The 15873-nt window shown below is 62.8% G+C and carries 17 protein-coding genes and 1 tRNA gene; 7 read left to right on the top strand and 11 right to left on the bottom strand.

The features are described 5' to 3' along the window. Positions 1–9 precede the first annotated feature (9 nt). From ACJ0G7_RS10815 to ACJ0G7_RS10805, 3 genes are read left to right on the top strand one after another with little or no spacing between them, the layout of a single operon-like run. On the top strand, positions 10–762 hold the full coding sequence (locus ACJ0G7_RS10815) for an HAD-IA family hydrolase (protein WP_407396347.1): 753 nt from the start codon (positions 10–12) through the stop codon (positions 760–762). Then, positions 762–1100, top strand: coding sequence for a DUF565 domain-containing protein (locus ACJ0G7_RS10810; RefSeq protein ID WP_407396127.1), 339 nt, complete (start codon positions 762–764; stop codon positions 1098–1100). The genes ACJ0G7_RS10815 and ACJ0G7_RS10810 overlap by 1 nt, the downstream gene beginning before the upstream one ends. Continuing rightward, positions 1090–2079 (top strand): phosphoribulokinase, encoded by a 990-nt coding sequence (locus ACJ0G7_RS10805; protein ID WP_407396126.1) that lies wholly within the window; start codon positions 1090–1092, stop codon positions 2077–2079. The genes ACJ0G7_RS10810 and ACJ0G7_RS10805 overlap by 11 nt, the downstream gene beginning before the upstream one ends. Here the strand turns inward: ACJ0G7_RS10805 and rpmF are convergent. Continuing rightward, complete coding sequence (rpmF, locus tag ACJ0G7_RS10800) at positions 2043–2219, bottom strand: 50S ribosomal protein L32 (RefSeq protein WP_043691166.1); 177 nt, start codon at positions 2217–2219, stop codon at positions 2043–2045. The two genes, ACJ0G7_RS10805 and rpmF, sit on opposite strands and share 37 nt — an antisense overlap. Positions 2220–2360: 141 nt before the next feature. Between rpmF and ftsH the strand changes: the two genes are divergently transcribed. Next, positions 2361–4097 carry an ATP-dependent zinc metalloprotease FtsH gene (gene ftsH, locus ACJ0G7_RS10795; protein ID WP_407396346.1) on the top strand — a complete coding sequence of 579 codons (1737 nt, stop codon included), beginning with the start codon at positions 2361–2363 and terminating at the stop codon, positions 4095–4097. After that, positions 4094–6865 carry a UPF0182 family protein gene (locus ACJ0G7_RS10790; RefSeq protein WP_407396125.1) on the top strand — a complete coding sequence of 924 codons (2772 nt, stop codon included), beginning with the start codon at positions 4094–4096 and terminating at the stop codon, positions 6863–6865. The genes ftsH and ACJ0G7_RS10790 overlap by 4 nt, the downstream gene beginning before the upstream one ends. Here ACJ0G7_RS10790 and ACJ0G7_RS10785 read toward each other — a convergent pair whose 3' ends face one another. Further along, positions 6866–7465: a peroxiredoxin gene (locus ACJ0G7_RS10785; protein WP_043691161.1), complete on the bottom strand. Its 600-nt coding sequence runs from the start codon at positions 7463–7465 to the stop codon at positions 6866–6868. Positions 7466–7602: 137 nt separating this feature from the next. Between ACJ0G7_RS10785 and ACJ0G7_RS10780 the strand changes: the two genes are divergently transcribed. Continuing rightward, positions 7603–7878, top strand: coding sequence for a hypothetical protein (locus ACJ0G7_RS10780; RefSeq protein ID WP_407396124.1), 276 nt, complete (start codon positions 7603–7605; stop codon positions 7876–7878). A gap of 25 nt (positions 7879–7903) precedes the next feature. Here ACJ0G7_RS10780 and ACJ0G7_RS10775 read toward each other — a convergent pair. The 7 genes from ACJ0G7_RS10775 to ACJ0G7_RS10745 all read right to left on the bottom strand — a co-directional run bounded on the left by ACJ0G7_RS10775 (position 7904) and on the right by ACJ0G7_RS10745 (position 12459). Beyond that, positions 7904–7977 (bottom strand) — tRNA-Met (locus ACJ0G7_RS10775). Between the two features lie 34 nt (positions 7978–8011). Further along, complete coding sequence (locus ACJ0G7_RS10770) at positions 8012–8995, bottom strand: M23 family metallopeptidase (RefSeq protein WP_407396122.1); 984 nt, start codon at positions 8993–8995, stop codon at positions 8012–8014. A gap of 139 nt (positions 8996–9134) precedes the next feature. Then, complete coding sequence (locus ACJ0G7_RS10765; RefSeq protein ID WP_407396121.1) at positions 9135–9635, bottom strand: tRNA (cytidine(34)-2'-O)-methyltransferase; 501 nt, start codon at positions 9633–9635, stop codon at positions 9135–9137. Then, positions 9632–10189: a bifunctional adenosylcobinamide kinase/adenosylcobinamide-phosphate guanylyltransferase gene (locus ACJ0G7_RS10760; protein ID WP_407396120.1), complete on the bottom strand. Its 558-nt coding sequence runs from the start codon at positions 10187–10189 to the stop codon at positions 9632–9634. The genes ACJ0G7_RS10765 and ACJ0G7_RS10760 overlap by 4 nt, the downstream gene beginning before the upstream one ends. Further along, entirely contained in the window at positions 10179–11327 is a 1149-nt protein-coding gene (gene pxcA, locus ACJ0G7_RS10755; RefSeq protein ID WP_407396118.1) for a proton extrusion protein PcxA, read from the bottom strand. Before pxcA ends, ACJ0G7_RS10760 begins: the two co-directional genes overlap by 11 nt. A 12-nt stretch (positions 11328–11339) precedes the next feature. After that, positions 11340–11948: a photosystem II repair protein Psb32 gene (gene psb32 / locus ACJ0G7_RS10750; RefSeq protein ID WP_407396344.1), complete on the bottom strand. Its 609-nt coding sequence runs from the start codon at positions 11946–11948 to the stop codon at positions 11340–11342. A 103-nt stretch (positions 11949–12051) separates the two neighbouring features. After that, the gene (locus tag ACJ0G7_RS10745; RefSeq protein WP_043696492.1) at positions 12052–12459 is read right to left on the bottom strand and encodes a tellurite resistance TerB family protein; all 408 of its coding nucleotides are present in this window, start codon (positions 12457–12459) and stop codon (positions 12052–12054) included. A 64-nt stretch (positions 12460–12523) separates the two neighbouring features. Between ACJ0G7_RS10745 and ACJ0G7_RS10740 the strand changes: the two genes are divergently transcribed. Beyond that, on the top strand, positions 12524–13177 hold the full coding sequence (locus tag ACJ0G7_RS10740) for a cofactor assembly of complex C subunit B (RefSeq protein WP_407396116.1): 654 nt from the start codon (positions 12524–12526) through the stop codon (positions 13175–13177). On the opposite strand, the gene lptC is transcribed toward ACJ0G7_RS10740, so the two are convergent. Both lptC and ACJ0G7_RS10730 read right to left on the bottom strand, forming a co-directional pair. Next, entirely contained in the window at positions 13119–14282 is a 1164-nt protein-coding gene (gene lptC, locus ACJ0G7_RS10735; RefSeq protein ID WP_407396115.1) for an LPS export ABC transporter periplasmic protein LptC, read from the bottom strand. The two genes, ACJ0G7_RS10740 and lptC, sit on opposite strands and share 59 nt — an antisense overlap. Then, complete coding sequence (locus ACJ0G7_RS10730; RefSeq protein WP_043691145.1) at positions 14282–15826, bottom strand: methionine--tRNA ligase; 1545 nt, start codon at positions 15824–15826, stop codon at positions 14282–14284. The genes lptC and ACJ0G7_RS10730 overlap by 1 nt, the downstream gene beginning before the upstream one ends. Positions 15827–15873 lie beyond the last annotated feature (47 nt).

The following is a 15873-nucleotide window of genomic DNA, read 5'->3' as shown; positions in this document are numbered from 1 at the left end:
GCACCGGCGATGGCTGAGCTGCGCGGCGTGTTCTGGGATGTGGACGGAACCCTGGCGGACACCGAGATGGATGGCCATCGCCCCGCCTTCAACCAAGCGTTCGAGGACCTCGGTCTCCCCCTTCACTGGACTCCGGAGCACTACGCCGATCTGCTCTCCGTTCCAGGAGGGATGGCCCGTGTCAGGTTCTCTGCCCGGCAGCAGGGCGTGAGCCTTGATGATGACTTGCTTCTGACACTTCGTGGCCGCAAGCGGGAGCGTTACCTGGAACGCTGCCGGTCCGGCCATGTGCGCTGGCGGCCAGGCGTGCTGCGACTGCTCCGGGAGCTGGACTGCGCCGGTGTGCAGCAGTGGATCGTCACCTCCAGCGGCCGTGGCTCGGTCAGCGCGTTGCTGTCCGGTGGTGGCGACGGACCATGGCCGTTCCAGGGCATCGTCACGGCTGATGACGTGCCTGAGGGCAAACCATCGCCTGCCGGTTATCTCCACGCGCTGCAGGCCAGTGGCCTCAGTGCCGAGGAAGGACTGGCCCTGGAGGATTCGGCGGCTGGACTCCGGGCGGCCAGAGCCTCGGGCCTCGCCTGCCTGTTGACGCCCTCTCCATGGGACCGGGACCTTCTGCCGCTGCATGGGCTGGCCGTTGCCGTTCTCGAGCATCTCGGTGAGCGGGAGCGGCCGGCTCACCAATGCTGGGGGCCCCCTTGCCCGCAGGGCCTGGTGACGCTGGAGTACCTGAAGTTTCTTCTGGATCCACCGGCGTGATGCGCTCTTACCAGACCACGCGTCTCGCCGGGGTTCAGGGTCGATTCGGGGCGCGTCTCAGCCAGTCCTTCGCTGGCCCCTGGTGGCGGCGCAGCCTCTCACTGATCGCTTTGTTGCTCGGATTCCTTTCAGGATCCGTGGCCACTGTTCATCTGGTGAACGCCGTATCGATGCGAACGTTCGCCGGGCTTCTCGTGCTGGCTTTGTGTGAAGCCCTGGTGTTCTTCCGCCGCCGTGTCCGCCAGGAGCCGCTGCCACTCTCCTGGCAGCTTCTGGACAATGGCCGGATCGGACTGGTCTACGGAATCGTGCTGGAGGCGTTCAAGGTTGGATCCTGAAGCACCGAGGGATCTGCCGCAGGCGGATCTGATCGCACTGCTTGAACATCTCGGGGATGTTGACCCTCAAGGCTGGGAGAGGCGCTGGCGTCAGCGTTCCGCCACCGATCTCGCATCGGATGCCTGGGCTCGCGGTGCATCGGCCGACTGGTTGTGGGCGCTCGGGCTGCCTCTGCTGACCCTGGCTGAACAGCTTGAGAGCCGTGGAACACGCCATCTCATCGGCCTCAGCGCCCTGCCGGGTTGTGGCAAATCCAGTCTCGGACGCTGGTTGGAAGGCGCCGCATCTCAGCTCGGGCTGTCGTTGCAGGTGGTGTCCATCGACGATTTCTATCTCGATGCGGCCGGTCTCGATCTGGCGATGCAGGGCAACCCCTGGGGAGTGCCCCGGGCCTTGCCTGGAAGCCATGATCTGCCTCTGCTGCTGGATCGCCTCAGTGCCTGGAGGCAGGGGAAACAGCCCAACCTTCCGATGTTCGACAAGGCACTCCGGCAGGGGCGCGGGGACCGCTGCGGCTGGCGTCCGTGCCCGGCGCGGATTCTGCTGCTGGAAGGTTGGTTCGTGGGCTGTGAACCCCTGGCCGCCGGTCAACCGATTTCGGCGGGTTCGGAGCATCTGCTTCCTCCCCTGAGTGCGGAGGAACTCCGGTACCGCCACACCGTGCAGGACCAGCTGCGCACTTACGCCCCGGTGTGGTCGAGCCTTGATGCGCTCTGGCAGCTTCAGGCCCTCGACTTCACATCCTCCAGGCTCTGGAAGCAGGATCAGGAGGCCACGATGCAGCACACGAGCGGTGTCTCCCTGGATCGCAGGGAGCTGGAAGGCTTCACCCGGATGATCATGGCCGCCATTCCCGCCGTGAGCTTCCAGCTTCCATCCGCTGATGTGGTTTTCGATATCGATGTTCAGCGGCGGCTCCGCCGCATCCGCATCGGACCGGATCAGCTCTCCTCGTCGTCGGTATCGCGGACGGGGTAGACGAATCCCTGGGCCCGGCCGCTCAGCACCGATTTGCCGATCGACATGGCTCGCTGGGCAGCGACCGCCGCCTTGGCTTTCCAGGTGGCATGGCGCTGGTTGCGCTTGGCCTTGGATGTCTTCTTCTTCGGGACGGCCATTGCGGCTGCTGTATCTCCAAACGGGGATTGTCCCGCCTGGAGATGCCCGGCGTCAAATCGCTAGTCTCATGACAGAGCAGAGATGTCGTGAGTTCAGGTTCGAGCGCTCCGGAACAGACCAGCCGTCCTCAGCCGTCCCTGATGCCCGCTCTGGGTCGGCGACAGCCCCCGACGAGCTATTCCACGCTGCTGCGTCAGATTGAGCAGAAGGACGTCAGCAACCTCGAGCTGATCCCCGGGCGCCGGGAAGTGCAGGTGACCTATCGCGATGGCCGGCGCGCCACCGTTGCTGTCTTCGCCAACGATCAGCAGATTCTGCGGGCTGCCGAAGCTTCCGGCACTCCACTGACGGTGCGGGATGTCCGCCAGGATCAGGCCCTGGCTGGCATGGCCGGAAACCTTGCCCTGATCGTGCTGATCGTTGTGGGGCTTTCGCTGCTGCTGAGGCGCTCAGCTCAGGTGGCCAACAAAGCGCTGGGTTTCGGACGCAGTCAGCCTCGGGTCAAGGCTCAGGAGGATCTTCAGGTCCGCTTCGAGGACGTCGCCGGCATCAACCAGGCGAAACAGGAACTTCAGGAGGTGGTCACCTTCCTGAAGCAGCCGGAGTCCTTTATCCGGCTCGGGGCCAGGATTCCCAGAGGTGTTCTGCTGGTGGGACCACCAGGAACCGGCAAGACACTTCTGGCCAGGGCGATCGCCGGGGAGGCCGGCGTTCCCTTCTTTTCGATGGCCGCCTCCGAATTCGTTGAGCTGTTCGTCGGTGTCGGAGCCAGCAGAGTCAGGGATCTGTTCCGAAAGGCCAAGGAGAAAGCTCCCTGCATCGTCTTCATCGATGAGATCGACGCCGTCGGTCGTCAGCGCGGGGCAGGCATCGGTGGCGGAAATGATGAACGGGAGCAGACGCTGAATCAGCTGCTCACCGAAATGGATGGTTTCGCGGAGAATTCCGGGGTGATTCTCCTGGCGGCCACCAATCGGGCCGATGTGCTCGATGCCGCTCTGACGCGTCCGGGCCGTTTCGATCGCCGCATCGATGTCTCGCTGCCCGATCGCCGTGGCCGCGCTGACATCCTCGCGGTCCATGCCAGAACCAGGCCCCTGGATCCCAGCGTGAATCTGGAGCACTGGGCACGGCGGACACCGGGATTCTCCGGAGCCGACCTTGCCAATCTGCTCAATGAGGCGGCGATTCTCACCGCTCGTCAGCAGGAGCAGGCGATCACGGACACCCAACTGGAAGGCGCCCTGGATCGGATCACGATGGGGTTGAGCGCCAGACCCCTCCAGGACAGTGCCAAGAAACGTCTGATCGCTTATCACGAAATCGGCCACGCTCTCGTCGCGGCGCTGTTGCCGGCAGCTGACCCCGTCGACAAGGTCACGATCCTTCCCCGCGGTGGTGCGGCCGGCTACTCCCGTTTGATGCCGGATGAGGAACGCCTCGACTCGGGCCTCTACACACGCGCCTATCTGCAGGCGGATCTTGTGGTGATGCTGGGGGGACGCGCCGCTGAACTCGTGGTGTTCGGAGCTCAGGAAGTGACCCAGGGAGCCAGCGGTGACCTCCAGACAGTGGCCCGTCTGGCCAGGGAGATGGTCACCCGCTTCGGTTTCTCCAGCCTGGGACCGGTCGCCCTTGAGTCGGCAGGTTCCGAGGTTTTCCTCGGCAAGGACTGGTTCAACCAGCGTCCCGATTACGCCGAGACGACAGGACGGGAGATTGATTCCCAGGTCCGTGCCCTTGCCCTCCGCTCCCTTGAGCAGGCAGTGGCTCTTCTGCAGCCGAGACGGCAGGTGATGGACCGTCTGGTCGAGGCCCTGATCGACGAGGAGACCCTGCCGGGGGACCGCTTCATGCAGCTTGCCGGCCTGACGTGATCCGTCTGCTTCTCCTGCTCCCGCTGTCGTGGCTGGCAGCCCGGATGCTGGTGGAGTGGCTCTGGTTCGCTCAGTTCGACTGGCAGGGCGTGTTGCTGCAGCGTTGGGGCCTGCAGCTTCTGTCAGGGGGGTGCGCCGCGATCCTGCTGCTGGCCGCATCCCGCTGGAGCCGAACCGTCCTGGCGTCTCCGGTGGACCGCTCGGACAGCCTTGCTCCCGTGCTGCGGGGGTGGCGCTACAGCCTGCTTCTGGCCGTGAGTGGTGCCGTGCTCCTGGTCAGCGGGGTGCTGATCGGCCTGCTGGTGGTCGAGGCGCTGCGTCATCCGACCACGCTGGGGCAGTGGTCCTTCGATCTCTCCGGCTCTCGCCAGGTCCTCGTGCTTCTGAGTCTGGCCGTGGGCCTGCTGGCTCTCCGACTCCCCTGGATGGTCTGGCTGATGCGTCTCGGCTGGATCGGCCTTGTGGTGATCGCCGCCAGGGCCTGGAGTGTGTGGGCGCTGGCTGTGGACATTCCCGATACGGGCTTGACCGAACCTCTGCTCGGCGGCGACATCAGCTTCTCCCTCGCCCGTTTCGCCGCCATCAAGTTGCTGCTGGAGCTGGGGTTGCTGGCTCAGCTGTTCACCCTGTCGGGCACGGTCTGGGGGCGGTTGATCCGTCCTCCGTGTCTCAGTGACTGGGAATGTCCCGGATTTGCCCCTCACGCTCTGAACGGGCTGCGCCGCTGGAGCGGCCTGATCCTGACCACCGCTGCCTGCTGGTGCTGGCTGTCACGCCATCAGCTCCTCTGGACGCAGTCCGGCATGGTCGCCGGTGCCGGCTGGTTGCAGGTTCATCTGACCCTGCCGTTCCGCAGCCTGATCGCGCTGTTGCTGCTGCTCCTGGCCATTGCTGTGATCGCCGGCGGAGACGATGGTCTCCGCCGGCGCGCGCCGCGTCTGCTGCTGGTGCTGCTGGTGATCACCGTGCTGATCGAGCAGTTGGTCACCCCTCTGACCCGCTGGCTGTTGCTGCGACCCCAGGAACTGACGCTGCAGATGCCTTACCTGGAGCAGGCGATCACATCGACCCGACGCGCCTTCCAGCTGGATCGCATCAGCTTCCGCTCGGATGATCTGAGTTCCAATCTCACCAGCGCCGATCTGGAGACGGCAGCCAGCACCGTCGACAACATCCGTCTATGGGACAGCAGGCCTCTGCTGGAGACCAATCGACAGCTGCAGCAGCTTCGTGTCTACTACCGCTTCTCCAACGCCGCCGTTGATCGCTATCCGCTCCTCCCCGATCGCGACACGGCTCAGCAGGTGATCCTCGCGGCCCGGGAGCTGGAGCAGTCCGAACTGCCCAGACGGTCCCGGACGTGGTTGAACCGTCATTTCGTGTTCACCCACGGCTACGGATTCACGCTGAGCCCGGTGAATGCGGCCCGTCCGGATGGCCTTCCGCCCTATTTCATCAGCGATCTGGGCTCCGCCACCCGCATCGAAGGCAATGCAAGGCTTGGCATCTCCCGCGGGGATGTTGAGCGGGTTGTCCCTGTGAACCGGGCGGCGCTGTATTTCGGCATGCTGCCCTCGCCCTATGCGGTGGCTCCGACCCTCGTGGACGAGTTCGATTACCCGGAGGGCGATGTCAACGTTTACACCAATTACTCGGGGGCAGCTGGTGTTCCCATCGGTTTCCTCCCCCAGAGGCTTGCTGCTGCTGCCTATCTGATGGAGCCGAGGTTGCTGACAACCGGTTCGATGACATCCGACACCCGTCTTCTGCTCAGGCGTGATGTCCACCAGCGGGTCAAAGCGATCGCCCCGTTCCTGGAGTTCCGCGGCGATCCCTATCTGGTCTCCGTCCCGATCCAGGAGGGACGGGCCGGCTATGAGCAGGATCAGAACCAGTACTGGATCGTTGAGGGTTTCACCCGTTCAGCCACCTACCCCTACAGCGCAGCTGTCGGCGACGCCCTGAGTGATCGCTATCTGCGCAATTCGGTCAAGGCCGTTGTCGATGCCTTCAACGGCAGCGTCCACTTCTATGTGAGTGAACCGGAAGACCCGCTGATCCGTGGATGGTCAGCCTTGTTCCCGGATCTGTTCGAACCCCTCAGCGCCATGCCTGAGAGCCTTCGCCGGCACCTGCGTGTACCGGAAGCCCTGTTCAAGGTGCAGGTCCAGCAGCTTCAGACCTACCACGTGATCGATCCGAGGGTGCTCTACAGCGGTGACGACGTGTGGCAATTGCCCGTTGAGACCTACGGCGACAGGGAAGTGCCTGTTGAGCCCTATCACATCACGGCACAACTGGAAGCCAACAGCAGTTCGGAATTCCTGTTGCTTCAGCCCTTCACCCCCCAGGCCCGACCGAATCTCACCGGCTGGCTTGCAGCACGCAATGACGGCGATCACTACGGGGAACTGGTGCTGATTGATTTCCCTCAGGACAAGCCCATCCCCGGGCCACAGCAGGTGCAGGCCAGGATCAACCAGGATCCCGATATCAGCAAGATGTTCGGACTCTGGGATCGCGGCGGATCTGAAGTGGTTCAGGGCAATCTTCTGGTGGTCCCCGTTGGCAGCAGCCTTCTCTACGTCGAGCCGGTCTATCTGCGCGCCAGCCAGGGGGGGCTTCCCACGCTTGTCAGGATCGTGGTGAGTGACGGACGCGGGATCGCGATGGCAGATACGCTCTCTGGCGCGATCGATCAGCTCATGAAAAAGGCTCCGGCAGGTCAGAGACCGCCGGAGCCGGATAACGAGGATGTGCTCGGTTGATCAGCCGATGGCAGAGAAGTACTCCTTGCTGCCGACGGGATCCTCCTTCATGGTCTTTTCGCCAGGAGTCCAGTTGGCGGGGCAGACCTCGTCGGGGTTTGCCGCCACGTACTGGTAGCCCTGGAGCACGCGAAGGGTTTCATCAACATTGCGACCGACGGGCGCCTTGTTGATGGTCATGTGCATGACCATCCCTTCCGGGTTGATGATGAACAGTCCGCGATCGGCTTCGCCGTCGTCGTTGAGCACGTTGTAGGCGGTGCAGATCTCACGCTTCAGGTCGGAGACGAGCGGATAGCTGATATCGCCCACGCCACCCTGGTTACGAGGGGTCTGGATCCAGGCCAGGTGGCAGTTCTTGCTGTCGACGGAGACCGCGAGAACTTCGGTGTTCTTGCTGGTGAAATCAGCGATGCGATCGCTGAAGGCCGTGATCTCTGTCGGACAGACGAAGGTGAAGTCCAGGGGGTAGAAGAACAGCACGACGTACTTGCCCCGGTACTGGGACAGGCTGATTTCCTTGAACTCCTGATCCACCACAGCGGTGGCGGTGAAATCCGGGGCCATCTGGCCCACACGCAGGCAACCGTTTTCGGGCATGTTCGGGATGCGGTGGTGATGAACCGGTCGTCGACGGCGACTAAGTCGTAGTCGGATCGACTTCCAATTGCGCGCGCAACCTATCACGGGTCCCGCTGCTCTAGACCATACACTTTTGCAACAACCTTTCGGTCTTGATGAGCTGGGATCCCTCATTGCTGCGCAAATTCAGTTCCACCGGGCACTTCCGGCTTCTGAATCAGCTGCGCGGTGACCTGAAGAAGCGACCGCTGGATCGTGACGGCACGACGGGAGCTCTCAGGATGCCGGGCACATCCGGTCGCTCCGAGCGCCAGAGACGTCAGGCGCCGCCGCAGTCCAGGTCGACTCCAACGGCATCCACCACCTCCATGCAGGAGAAGGACAACAACCGCACGTTCCGCGACCGGCTCAACGCCATCGACATGCGTTGAGAAGTTGATGTTCAGAACAGACGAATGGCTCGGGGGAGACTTGAACTCCCGACCTTGGGGTTATGAATCCCACGCTCTAACCAGCTGAGCTACCGAGCCTTGTGTGAACGAATTTTAGAGGATCACCAGACGCTCAGGCCTGACGGGTTGGAAGCTTGGAGAGGGGATTGACAGCAGCTCCACCGGAACGGCGGATCTCGAAGTGCAGATGGGGGCCGGTGCTGCGTCCGGTGCTTCCCATCAGGGAAATGCGGGCTCCCTGAGGGACCACCTGGCCTTTCTTGACCAGCAGCCGGCTGTTGTGGGCATACCGCGTGGACTCTCCATCGGCGTGGGACATCTCCACCAGATAGCCGTAACCGCTGCTCCAACCCGAGTAGGTGATGATTCCATCCCGAGCGGCATGGATCGGGGTGCCCGTGTTGTTGGCGATGTCGATGCCCTTGTGCATCCGTCCCCAACGCCAGCCGTAGCCAGACGTGAAGATGCCTTTGGTGGGCCAGGAGTAGGAATTGTTGAGAAGCTCGGGAGCCTGCTTCACCGGTGTCTCGAACTGAGGCCGCCGAGGCCAGCTGGCACCACCACTGATGGTGGGTCGGATGGCCAGAAGATGTCTTGCGCTGCTGGCTTTGGCGACCGTCAGTTCACTCCCGGCGGCCATCGAACTCAATTCGAGGCCGGGATTCAGGCTGCGCAACTCATCCCAGGTGAGTCCGTTGCGGGACAGGAACGTGTTGAGAGAGTCACCCGACTGAACACGCGCCGTGTTGCCGACCGGAGGAGGTGCCAGAACGGGAGGCGATGTGCGGCGGGACTCAGCATCAACCGCTGAGATGAACTCGAGTTCATCAACGGCCTCGGCTGGCAGCTTGACCCACGAGCCAGATAGGTAGAGGTGAGCTTCCGATTTCTCGTTCAGTCTGGAGAGCTCCTCACCCTGCAGCCCAAGCAGTTCAGCCAGGCTTCCGAGGCCGATCCTCTCCTGAAGCTGCACCCAGATCATCTTGTCGCTGGCGATTTCCTCCTCCGTCAGAGATGGAAGCGGAGGGAGTTCAGCGATCAGTGGGCGGTTGTTGGCTTGTCCAGGCTGACCCTGCCAGATGCCCAGGGTCAGCATCGGCGCAGTGACCGTCAGTAGGACCTGGACGAAACGCATGCAGCCCGGAGGAAGTCTTGGACGGCATACGACCGTCTGAATGGGCCGAAGGTAACGAGCCAAACATTTGGGTGCAAGGGGGACTGGATCACTCCGTCGATCACCACAAACTCAGTTGAGTTCCTGCGTGGAATGCCACCAGAGCACAGGCCACCGAAAGGTTGAGACTGCGCACGCCTCCTCGGCCCGAGCTGTCCGCCGCGCCTGGCATGGGAATCGTGACCATGCCGTCACAGCGTTCACGCACTGATGGCGGCAGCCCCGTGTCCTCCCGTCCGAACAACAGCACATCACCGTGCTGGAACACCATTGACGTCAAGGCCACACCGCCGTAGCGGCTGCAGCCGATCAGACGGCTCTCCCTCGGGAGCTGTCCTGTCAGATCGTTGAGATCCTCATGGGTGGAGACCGTCACGTGCGGCCAGTAGTCGAGACCGGCCCTCCGGAGGCTGCGGTCGTCAATCCGGAACCCGAGGGGTTCGATCAAAGCCAGTGGCAGCTGGAACGCCGCACAGGTGCGGGCGATATTCCCGGTGTTGGGAGGAATCTGCGGTTCGAACAAGGCGATGCGCAGCGCTGCTGAGGGATCCGGAAGCTTCATGGAACCGGTACCCCCAGAGCGTGAAGATCCAGTGCCCGACCCTGCACCACCAGCCAACTGGCCACCGCCTGACGATCAAGGCGCTGGGCAAGAGCTCCGAGTCGGTCACGGAACAGACCGCCGATGGCGGTGGGCGGAACCACGCCCCACCCCGTTTCCTCGATCACCAGAACACAGGTCTGCCCCATGGTCGAAAGCTGGCTGAGCAGGCGTTCGGTCTGCCGATCCCAGATGTTGCTGTCCGAGTCGAGATGCCGGGCCACGTATCCGCCGAGAGCATCGATCAGAACGGCATGGTTCCCAGGAACGCGCTTCAGATCCTGGGGAAGGTCCGGACCCGCTTCCAGCAACGCCCAGTGATCCGGTCGCCGCATGCGGTGCAGACGCAATCGCTCCTGCCAGCGCGCATCCTGAGGTCGTCCCGGTGATGTCGCGACGTAGGTGACCGGGGTGATGTCCTTCAACAGTGCTTCTGCCCAGCGACTCTTGCCGCCGCGGGCCGGACCGTGGACAAGAACGAGGGATCCTGCCCGCGCTGGGGCTTCAGCCTCCACCGTTCATTCCCTTCAGTGTCGCCACAGACGAGGGTGAGACCCGGTTGAGATAACGGAAGATCCAGTATTTGAAAATCGTTGCCAGGATCACCGGGAAGGTGGCGATAAACAACATGATGAAGTTCTCCTGAGCCGGTAATCCGAAATGGTTGGCAACACCGTCAAGCAGAACAGTCCATCCCTCTGGACTGTGATAGCCCACGAAGATATCTGTGAACAGAATGATGCCGAAAGCCTTGGCTGAATCACTCAGACCGTAAACAGCTTCATCGATGAAACCTCGTAGAACCCGAAGTTCATCTCGGCTCGAAAAGCAGACCACAACGAAGGCCAGCAGAGCGGCAAGATCGGAAAGAACATTCTTGATCGCCTGCAGGCTCTCGAATGTGATCTCACGGTTCAGTTCTTCTGCCTTGACTCTCAGTTTCTCCCGCATGGCATCACCCGTCGGAGTCTCGACGCCGCTGAGCAGAGCTTCAAACTCGATTTCTTCCTTGTAAATCCGCAGCTTCTCCACAGACCTTGCTTCGAGGCCGTCTTTCGGATAGCTCAGAAAGCCGAGATCAGGTGCCAGGCGGTCGACCACCGGGGAGATCAGATAGGTGCGCGAGATCTGCTGCACCATGAGCGGTACGAGGATCAGCAGCAGGACCAGACGCAGGGAGATGAGTGTGGAATCACGGCGCCGCCGAAAACCTGCAACGAGGGTTTCCTCGGAAGAGGGGTCCAGCTGACGACGCATCGAGTCGAAGAGGCTGAGCAGCGACCGGGGAAGAGGTTCCGGGTCCCTGCTGATTTTTCCGCGTTGTGAGGAGCGACCCGGTGCATAGCGGGCCACGACGGTTTCGATCAGCTGCAGCTGTCGCAGTTCCTGAACATCCAACTGGCCGCGTTTCGGTTCGATGGCCGCCTTGCTCGAGCGGCAGATGTTCAGAGCTGTCCGGAAGCGTCGAAGAATCGTCAGCTGAACCTGCCGGGGAACCGACAGCTCAAGGTCCGGACGAACCGGACGGTCTGCGTAGTACTCAAGCTCGAGGCTCTGGATCAGCAGGGCAGCCTCATACCCCCTCTCCAGTTCATTGGAGAGGTCGAATGACTGGTCGTGGGAAAAGAGCTGGATCCAGTTTCGACGCGTCATCAGCTGCGGTGGTCAGCGTGAGAACACCCACCAGGTCGCCATCGGGATGATGGTTCCGAGCACCATCAGCACGATGATCCAGGTGGTGGCATTGCTGCTCTGGGTCTCTTCCTGGGTGGGGATGTTGGTGGGCAGAGTCGTGCGCACCGTCTCCTCAGGGGGGCCAGGATCCTCACCACCGTTCAGGACCACCGAGATCCGCCCGAGGCCGTCCATCGAGGCCTGGCGGTAGCGATCTCCAGCCCGCAGTGGGATCGCCATCGTGGTGCGTGCCGTGCTTTTCAGCAGGGCTTCAGGAAGGCGTGACTGCAGGGAGTCGTCCGCGACAATCGCGGCCCGTTTCCCCTGACTTTCGATCAGAAGCAGCATCAGAGGCGCCTCACCGGGCTGACTCCACTGCTCCAGCAGCTCGGTCCCGAAGCTGTTGAGGGTGTATCCGTAGTCCAGGCGCCGCAGCGTGATCAGCCTGGCGTCAAGGCGGTCCTGTTCAAAGTCCTGCAGACGCGTTTCCAGCTCCCCGCGGCTGGCACGACTGAAGACGTCGGCATCGTCGATCACGTGATCAACCGGCCGTTCGGTGCTGAACGCTGCCGGGGCGACCGCCATGGCCGCTGGAACCATCAGGATCAGAGCCAGAGCCAGGCCGCTCAGTGCGGTGACGATCTGCTTCCAGTGCGGCTTCACGCGGTTCCTCCCACAGGCGATTCATGGCCACAGTCTGCCGTCAGCTGTCGAGGCTGTCGCGGTTGAGTGCTTCGATCGAGCGGATGATCATCTGGGCTTCCCCGGATGGCAGGTTGAGCTGTTCCGTCAACCTCTGGAGAAATTCGGACTCCTCACGCGTCACTTTGCGATCGGCGTGAACGAGATGGGCGGCCACGGCCAGGGCCGACTCCTGCTGACTCTGATTGAGGGCGGGCACAGCCGAATCGATCAGTCCCGCGACACCGTTCTCCCGGAGCAGTGTGAGCAGCCGATCGAACAGCTCACCCATCGCGGCTTCCGAACAGCTGGTGTACAGGCTGCGGTTCTCCAGCTGTCGTCGCAGGGCATGGGCCTCATCGCGACCAAGAGTCCCGTCGCAGGCAACTGCAGCAAGGGCTACGGCGGCAAAGGCTTCGGCGCTGGTCATGCGGACGGGACGGTCTGTCCACATTTGAGCAGGATGTCTTGGTTCTGACAGTGCCCGGTAACGCATGCCCGCCCAGGCCCGCATCGTCCTCGTCTGGGGTCTGCTGATCCTTGTGATGGCCGTGCTGAACACCGTGATGGCGCAGTCCGTCACCCCGGAACTGCAACGGGCCGAAGTGCTCTCGGCCGTCGCTGCGGTCAGTCTCCTGCTGGTGGCTGTGCTGTGGACCCGGGCCGACCCTCGCAGCGCTGCTCGTCAGGAGCTCGGTGGCGAACAGGGTCTCGTGCTGGCATCCGATCTCTCCGATGCGGTCCGCGATGAGCTGGGCTGGGGAAGCCACATGTTGCTGACGGCGACGGCTGCGTCGACCGTGTTGGTCTACTGGCAGGGGATTGTCCTGCTGCGTCGGGGGCTGATCAGCGATGGAGACTTCCACCCCGGAACCATCTGCCGGCGCGTGATGCAGAAGAACAGCAGTGTCTCCCTGGTGAGCACCGCGCTGTTTCCGGGTCGAGGGGAATTTGACCCCGTGCTGGACGCCCTTCCCTCCGTGTTGATCTGTCCCCTCGGAGGGGATGGGGTGGTCGTGATCGGTGGCTGGTCAGAACGCTGCTTCAGTCGATCGGACGAACGCTGGGCTGAAGGATGGGCCGTCCGACTCAGAACAGCTCTGCAGGGGATCCATTCCGTTGCTGACGGGCCGGTTCCCCCAGTCTGATCCGGGACCGAACCCGCTCACCCCCACCACTGAACCGCAGGTTGCCGTCTTCCCCGACCACCCCCTCCAGAACAGGAGCCCTGGTGATCTGTTCAAGTGCTTCACGCCGGACTTCCACGTCCCCTTCTGCCCTGACGCGTTCATTGCTCCAGTTCCAGCGACAGCGTTGGGCACGCAGCTGCTCTCCCGGCTGGTTCAGACGGCAGTCGCTTGCAATGGTGACCGTGGTGGCCTCCTCATCGATGATGAATCCAGTGCCACTGGCCTCACCTGCCTCGAATGTGGCTGTGAATGGTCTGTTGGAACGGAGTTCCCGTCGCTGATAGTTCCAGCGTGTCCGTCCGGCCTTGATCTCATCCTCTGAATCACCGAGACGAACTTGCACCGGTTCCATCAGGTCCAGATATCCCTCTTTGGTGTTGCCCTCCAGCCGGCTGGCTGTGAGCGAACGATCCGGCTGGCGTTCGCCCAGCACAGGACCGGAGGCATCCAGACGGCCGGTGGCGAGATTCCAGCTGCCACGTTGAACCTGGATGAGCGTGTCAGGAGGCTTGTCCGCCGTTCGCGCCTTGTCCCAGCGCTGCAGGCGGGCAGGCCCCTCGAAGATCAGGTTGTCGGTGTCTGTCCGGTAGTTCAGGCGCGGGGAGGTGAGTCTTGATTCCGCATCCACCGCCACCGGTCGCTGCTCGAGAACCATCTGCGATCGGTCCGGCGTCCACACCAGTCGTTGGCCCTGGATCAGGAGGCGTCGCTGATTCAGCTGCTGCAGACGCACGTTCCCTTCCAGAACCACCAGTTCCCCGTCATTGAGAACAGTGGCGAGATCAGCAGTGATCCGGAACCCGGGGCGATCAGCCTTGTACAGCACGCCGGAGGGGCGTTTGGCACGCACGGTTCGGCTGTCGAGGTCGTAGCGGGCCTCCGGACTGCTGAGATCCCAGTCCCGGGAGCCGTCGGGCTTGAGCTGATTGAGGCTGAGGGAGCGCAGCACGAAGGGAGGTGCCTGCTGGTTGCTCGCTGGCTTCTCCTGGCAGCCTGTCATCACGGCAAGGCCGGCAAGCAGCGGGATCAGGCGCCGACCGACGGGACCAAGCAGCATCGCCATCAGAGCGGTTCGTCCAGCTCCAGTCGCTGCATTACAGGACTGGGCTGAGGCAGCGGCGTTCCCGGGGTCAGTCCCCCCCAGACCAGTTGATCCTCCCAGCGGTCGGCTGCCCTGGGATTCCCCAGCTGTTCGAGGATCCTTGCGCTCAGATCCGGCAGCAGCGGGGACAGAAGCACACCGACGATCCTGGCCGCTTCCAGGACCGCATAGAGGTCGATCGCCACAACTGACTCCTGACCCGGTTGCTTCATTCGGCTCCAGGGTGCGGTGTCATTCAGGTGGCCGTTCGCTGCGATCGCCAGTTGCAACAGGGCTTCTGAGGACGTCTTGAACGCCAGCCGATCGAGTCCCTCGAGACAGGTGCTCACCGCCCCGGCAGCCTGCACGGCAAGCGGGTGATCCGCGCCGGCACCATCGCGACCGGGGGGAACGGATTCCTCGAACCACTTGCGTGCCATGGACGACGTTCGGTTCAGCAGATTGCCGATCGTGTTCGCCAGGTCGTTGTTGATCAGATCGACGAACCGCTGCTGCTGGAAATCGCCGTCGTCTCCGAACTGGATGTCCCGCAACAGGTACCAGCGCACAGCGTCCGTCCCGCAGCGTTCGAGCAGCACCTCCGGATCAAGGACGTTTCCGAGGGATTTGCCCATCTTCTGCCCTTCACGGGTCAGGAATCCATGGCCGAACACCCGATGCGGCAACGGCAATCCGGCCGACATGAGCATGGCCGGCCAGAACACGGCATGGAAGCGGAGGATGTCCTTGCCGATCACGTGCACTGATGCAGGCCAGCCCGACTGCTCAAGCCTGTCGAGGTCGACATCGCCTCCGTCATCGAGGAGGGCCGTGAGGTAGCCGAGCAAGGCATCAAACCAGACGTAGAAGGTGTGTCCGTCATGGCCGGGTACCGGCAGTCCCCAGGACACATTGACCCTGGAGATCGAGAAGTCCCGCAGCCCCTGGGCGACGAAATTGCGCACCTCCTGGCGACGGCTGGCCGGGGCGATGAAATCGTCCCGGTTCACGAGCTCCTCGATGGCGCTCTGGTAACGGGACAACCGGAAGAAGAGATTCTCCTCATCGCGCCACTCCAATGGCTTGCGGTGGATCGGGCAGTCGGGGTCAACCGCTTCGGCCGGATCGTCCTTGAATTCCTCGCAGTCAACGCAGTACCAGCCCGTCTGGCGTCCTGTCACCACATCGCCGGAGGCCTCGACCCGTGCAAAGAACTGCTGGACCAGGTCAAGGTGTCGCGGATCGGTGGTGCGGATGAAGCGGTCCTGGCTGATTCCCCAGCGGGCCCAGAGGTCGCGGTAGGTGGAACTGATGCGATCGCAGTGTTCCTGGGGTGAAACCCCCTGTCGTTCCGCTGTGCGCTGGATCTTCTGGCCATGTTCATCAACACCGGTGATGAACACCACGGAACCGTTGCGCAAACGCTGGTAGCGGGCCAGGGCGTCGCAGGCGATGGTCGTGTAGGTACTGCCGAGATGGGGCTTGTCGTTGACGTAATAAAGCGGAGTTGTGAGGGTGTAGGGCATCTTGAAAGCGGTAACTCCGCTGCACCGCAGCGACGCCGGATCCTAAC

It is taken from the genome of Parasynechococcus sp. (assembly GCF_045559935.1).
In the GTDB taxonomy this organism is placed as follows: domain Bacteria; phylum Cyanobacteriota; class Cyanobacteriia; order PCC-6307; family Cyanobiaceae; genus Parasynechococcus.
Note: the sequence above shows the minus strand (reverse complement) of the source record. Positions and strands in the feature narration are given on the sequence as shown.

Bases quoted from the DNA above. Each gene is read 5' to 3' on its own strand.
- ACJ0G7_RS10815 (WP_407396347.1), top strand. From the start codon at position 10: ATGGCTGAGCTGCGCGGCGTGTTCTGGGATGTGGACGGAACCCTGGCG.
- ACJ0G7_RS10810 (WP_407396127.1), top strand. From the start codon at position 762: ATGCGCTCTTACCAGACCACGCGTCTCGCCGGGGTTCAGGGTCGATTC.
- rpmF (WP_043691166.1), bottom strand. From the start codon at position 2,219: ATGGCCGTCCCGAAGAAGAAGACATCCAAGGCCAAGCGCAACCAGCGC.
- ftsH (WP_407396346.1), top strand. From the start codon at position 2,361: ATGCCCGCTCTGGGTCGGCGACAGCCCCCGACGAGCTATTCCACGCTG.
- ACJ0G7_RS10785 (WP_043691161.1), bottom strand. From the start codon at position 7,465: ATGCCCGAAAACGGTTGCCTGCGTGTGGGCCAGATGGCCCCGGATTTC.
- ACJ0G7_RS10780 (WP_407396124.1), top strand. From the start codon at position 7,603: ATGAGCTGGGATCCCTCATTGCTGCGCAAATTCAGTTCCACCGGGCAC.
- ACJ0G7_RS10770 (WP_407396122.1), bottom strand. From the start codon at position 8,995: ATGCTGACCCTGGGCATCTGGCAGGGTCAGCCTGGACAAGCCAACAAC.
- ACJ0G7_RS10765 (WP_407396121.1), bottom strand. From the start codon at position 9,635: ATGAAGCTTCCGGATCCCTCAGCAGCGCTGCGCATCGCCTTGTTCGAA.
- pxcA (WP_407396118.1), bottom strand. From the start codon at position 11,327: ATGACGCGTCGAAACTGGATCCAGCTCTTTTCCCACGACCAGTCATTC.
- psb32 (WP_407396344.1), bottom strand. From the start codon at position 11,948: ATGGTTCCAGCGGCCATGGCGGTCGCCCCGGCAGCGTTCAGCACCGAA.
- ACJ0G7_RS10745 (WP_043696492.1), bottom strand. From the start codon at position 12,459: ATGACCAGCGCCGAAGCCTTTGCCGCCGTAGCCCTTGCTGCAGTTGCC.
- ACJ0G7_RS10740 (WP_407396116.1), top strand. From the start codon at position 12,524: ATGCCCGCCCAGGCCCGCATCGTCCTCGTCTGGGGTCTGCTGATCCTT.
- lptC (WP_407396115.1), bottom strand. From the start codon at position 14,282: ATGGCGATGCTGCTTGGTCCCGTCGGTCGGCGCCTGATCCCGCTGCTT.
- ACJ0G7_RS10730 (WP_043691145.1), bottom strand. From the start codon at position 15,826: ATGCCCTACACCCTCACAACTCCGCTTTATTACGTCAACGACAAGCCC.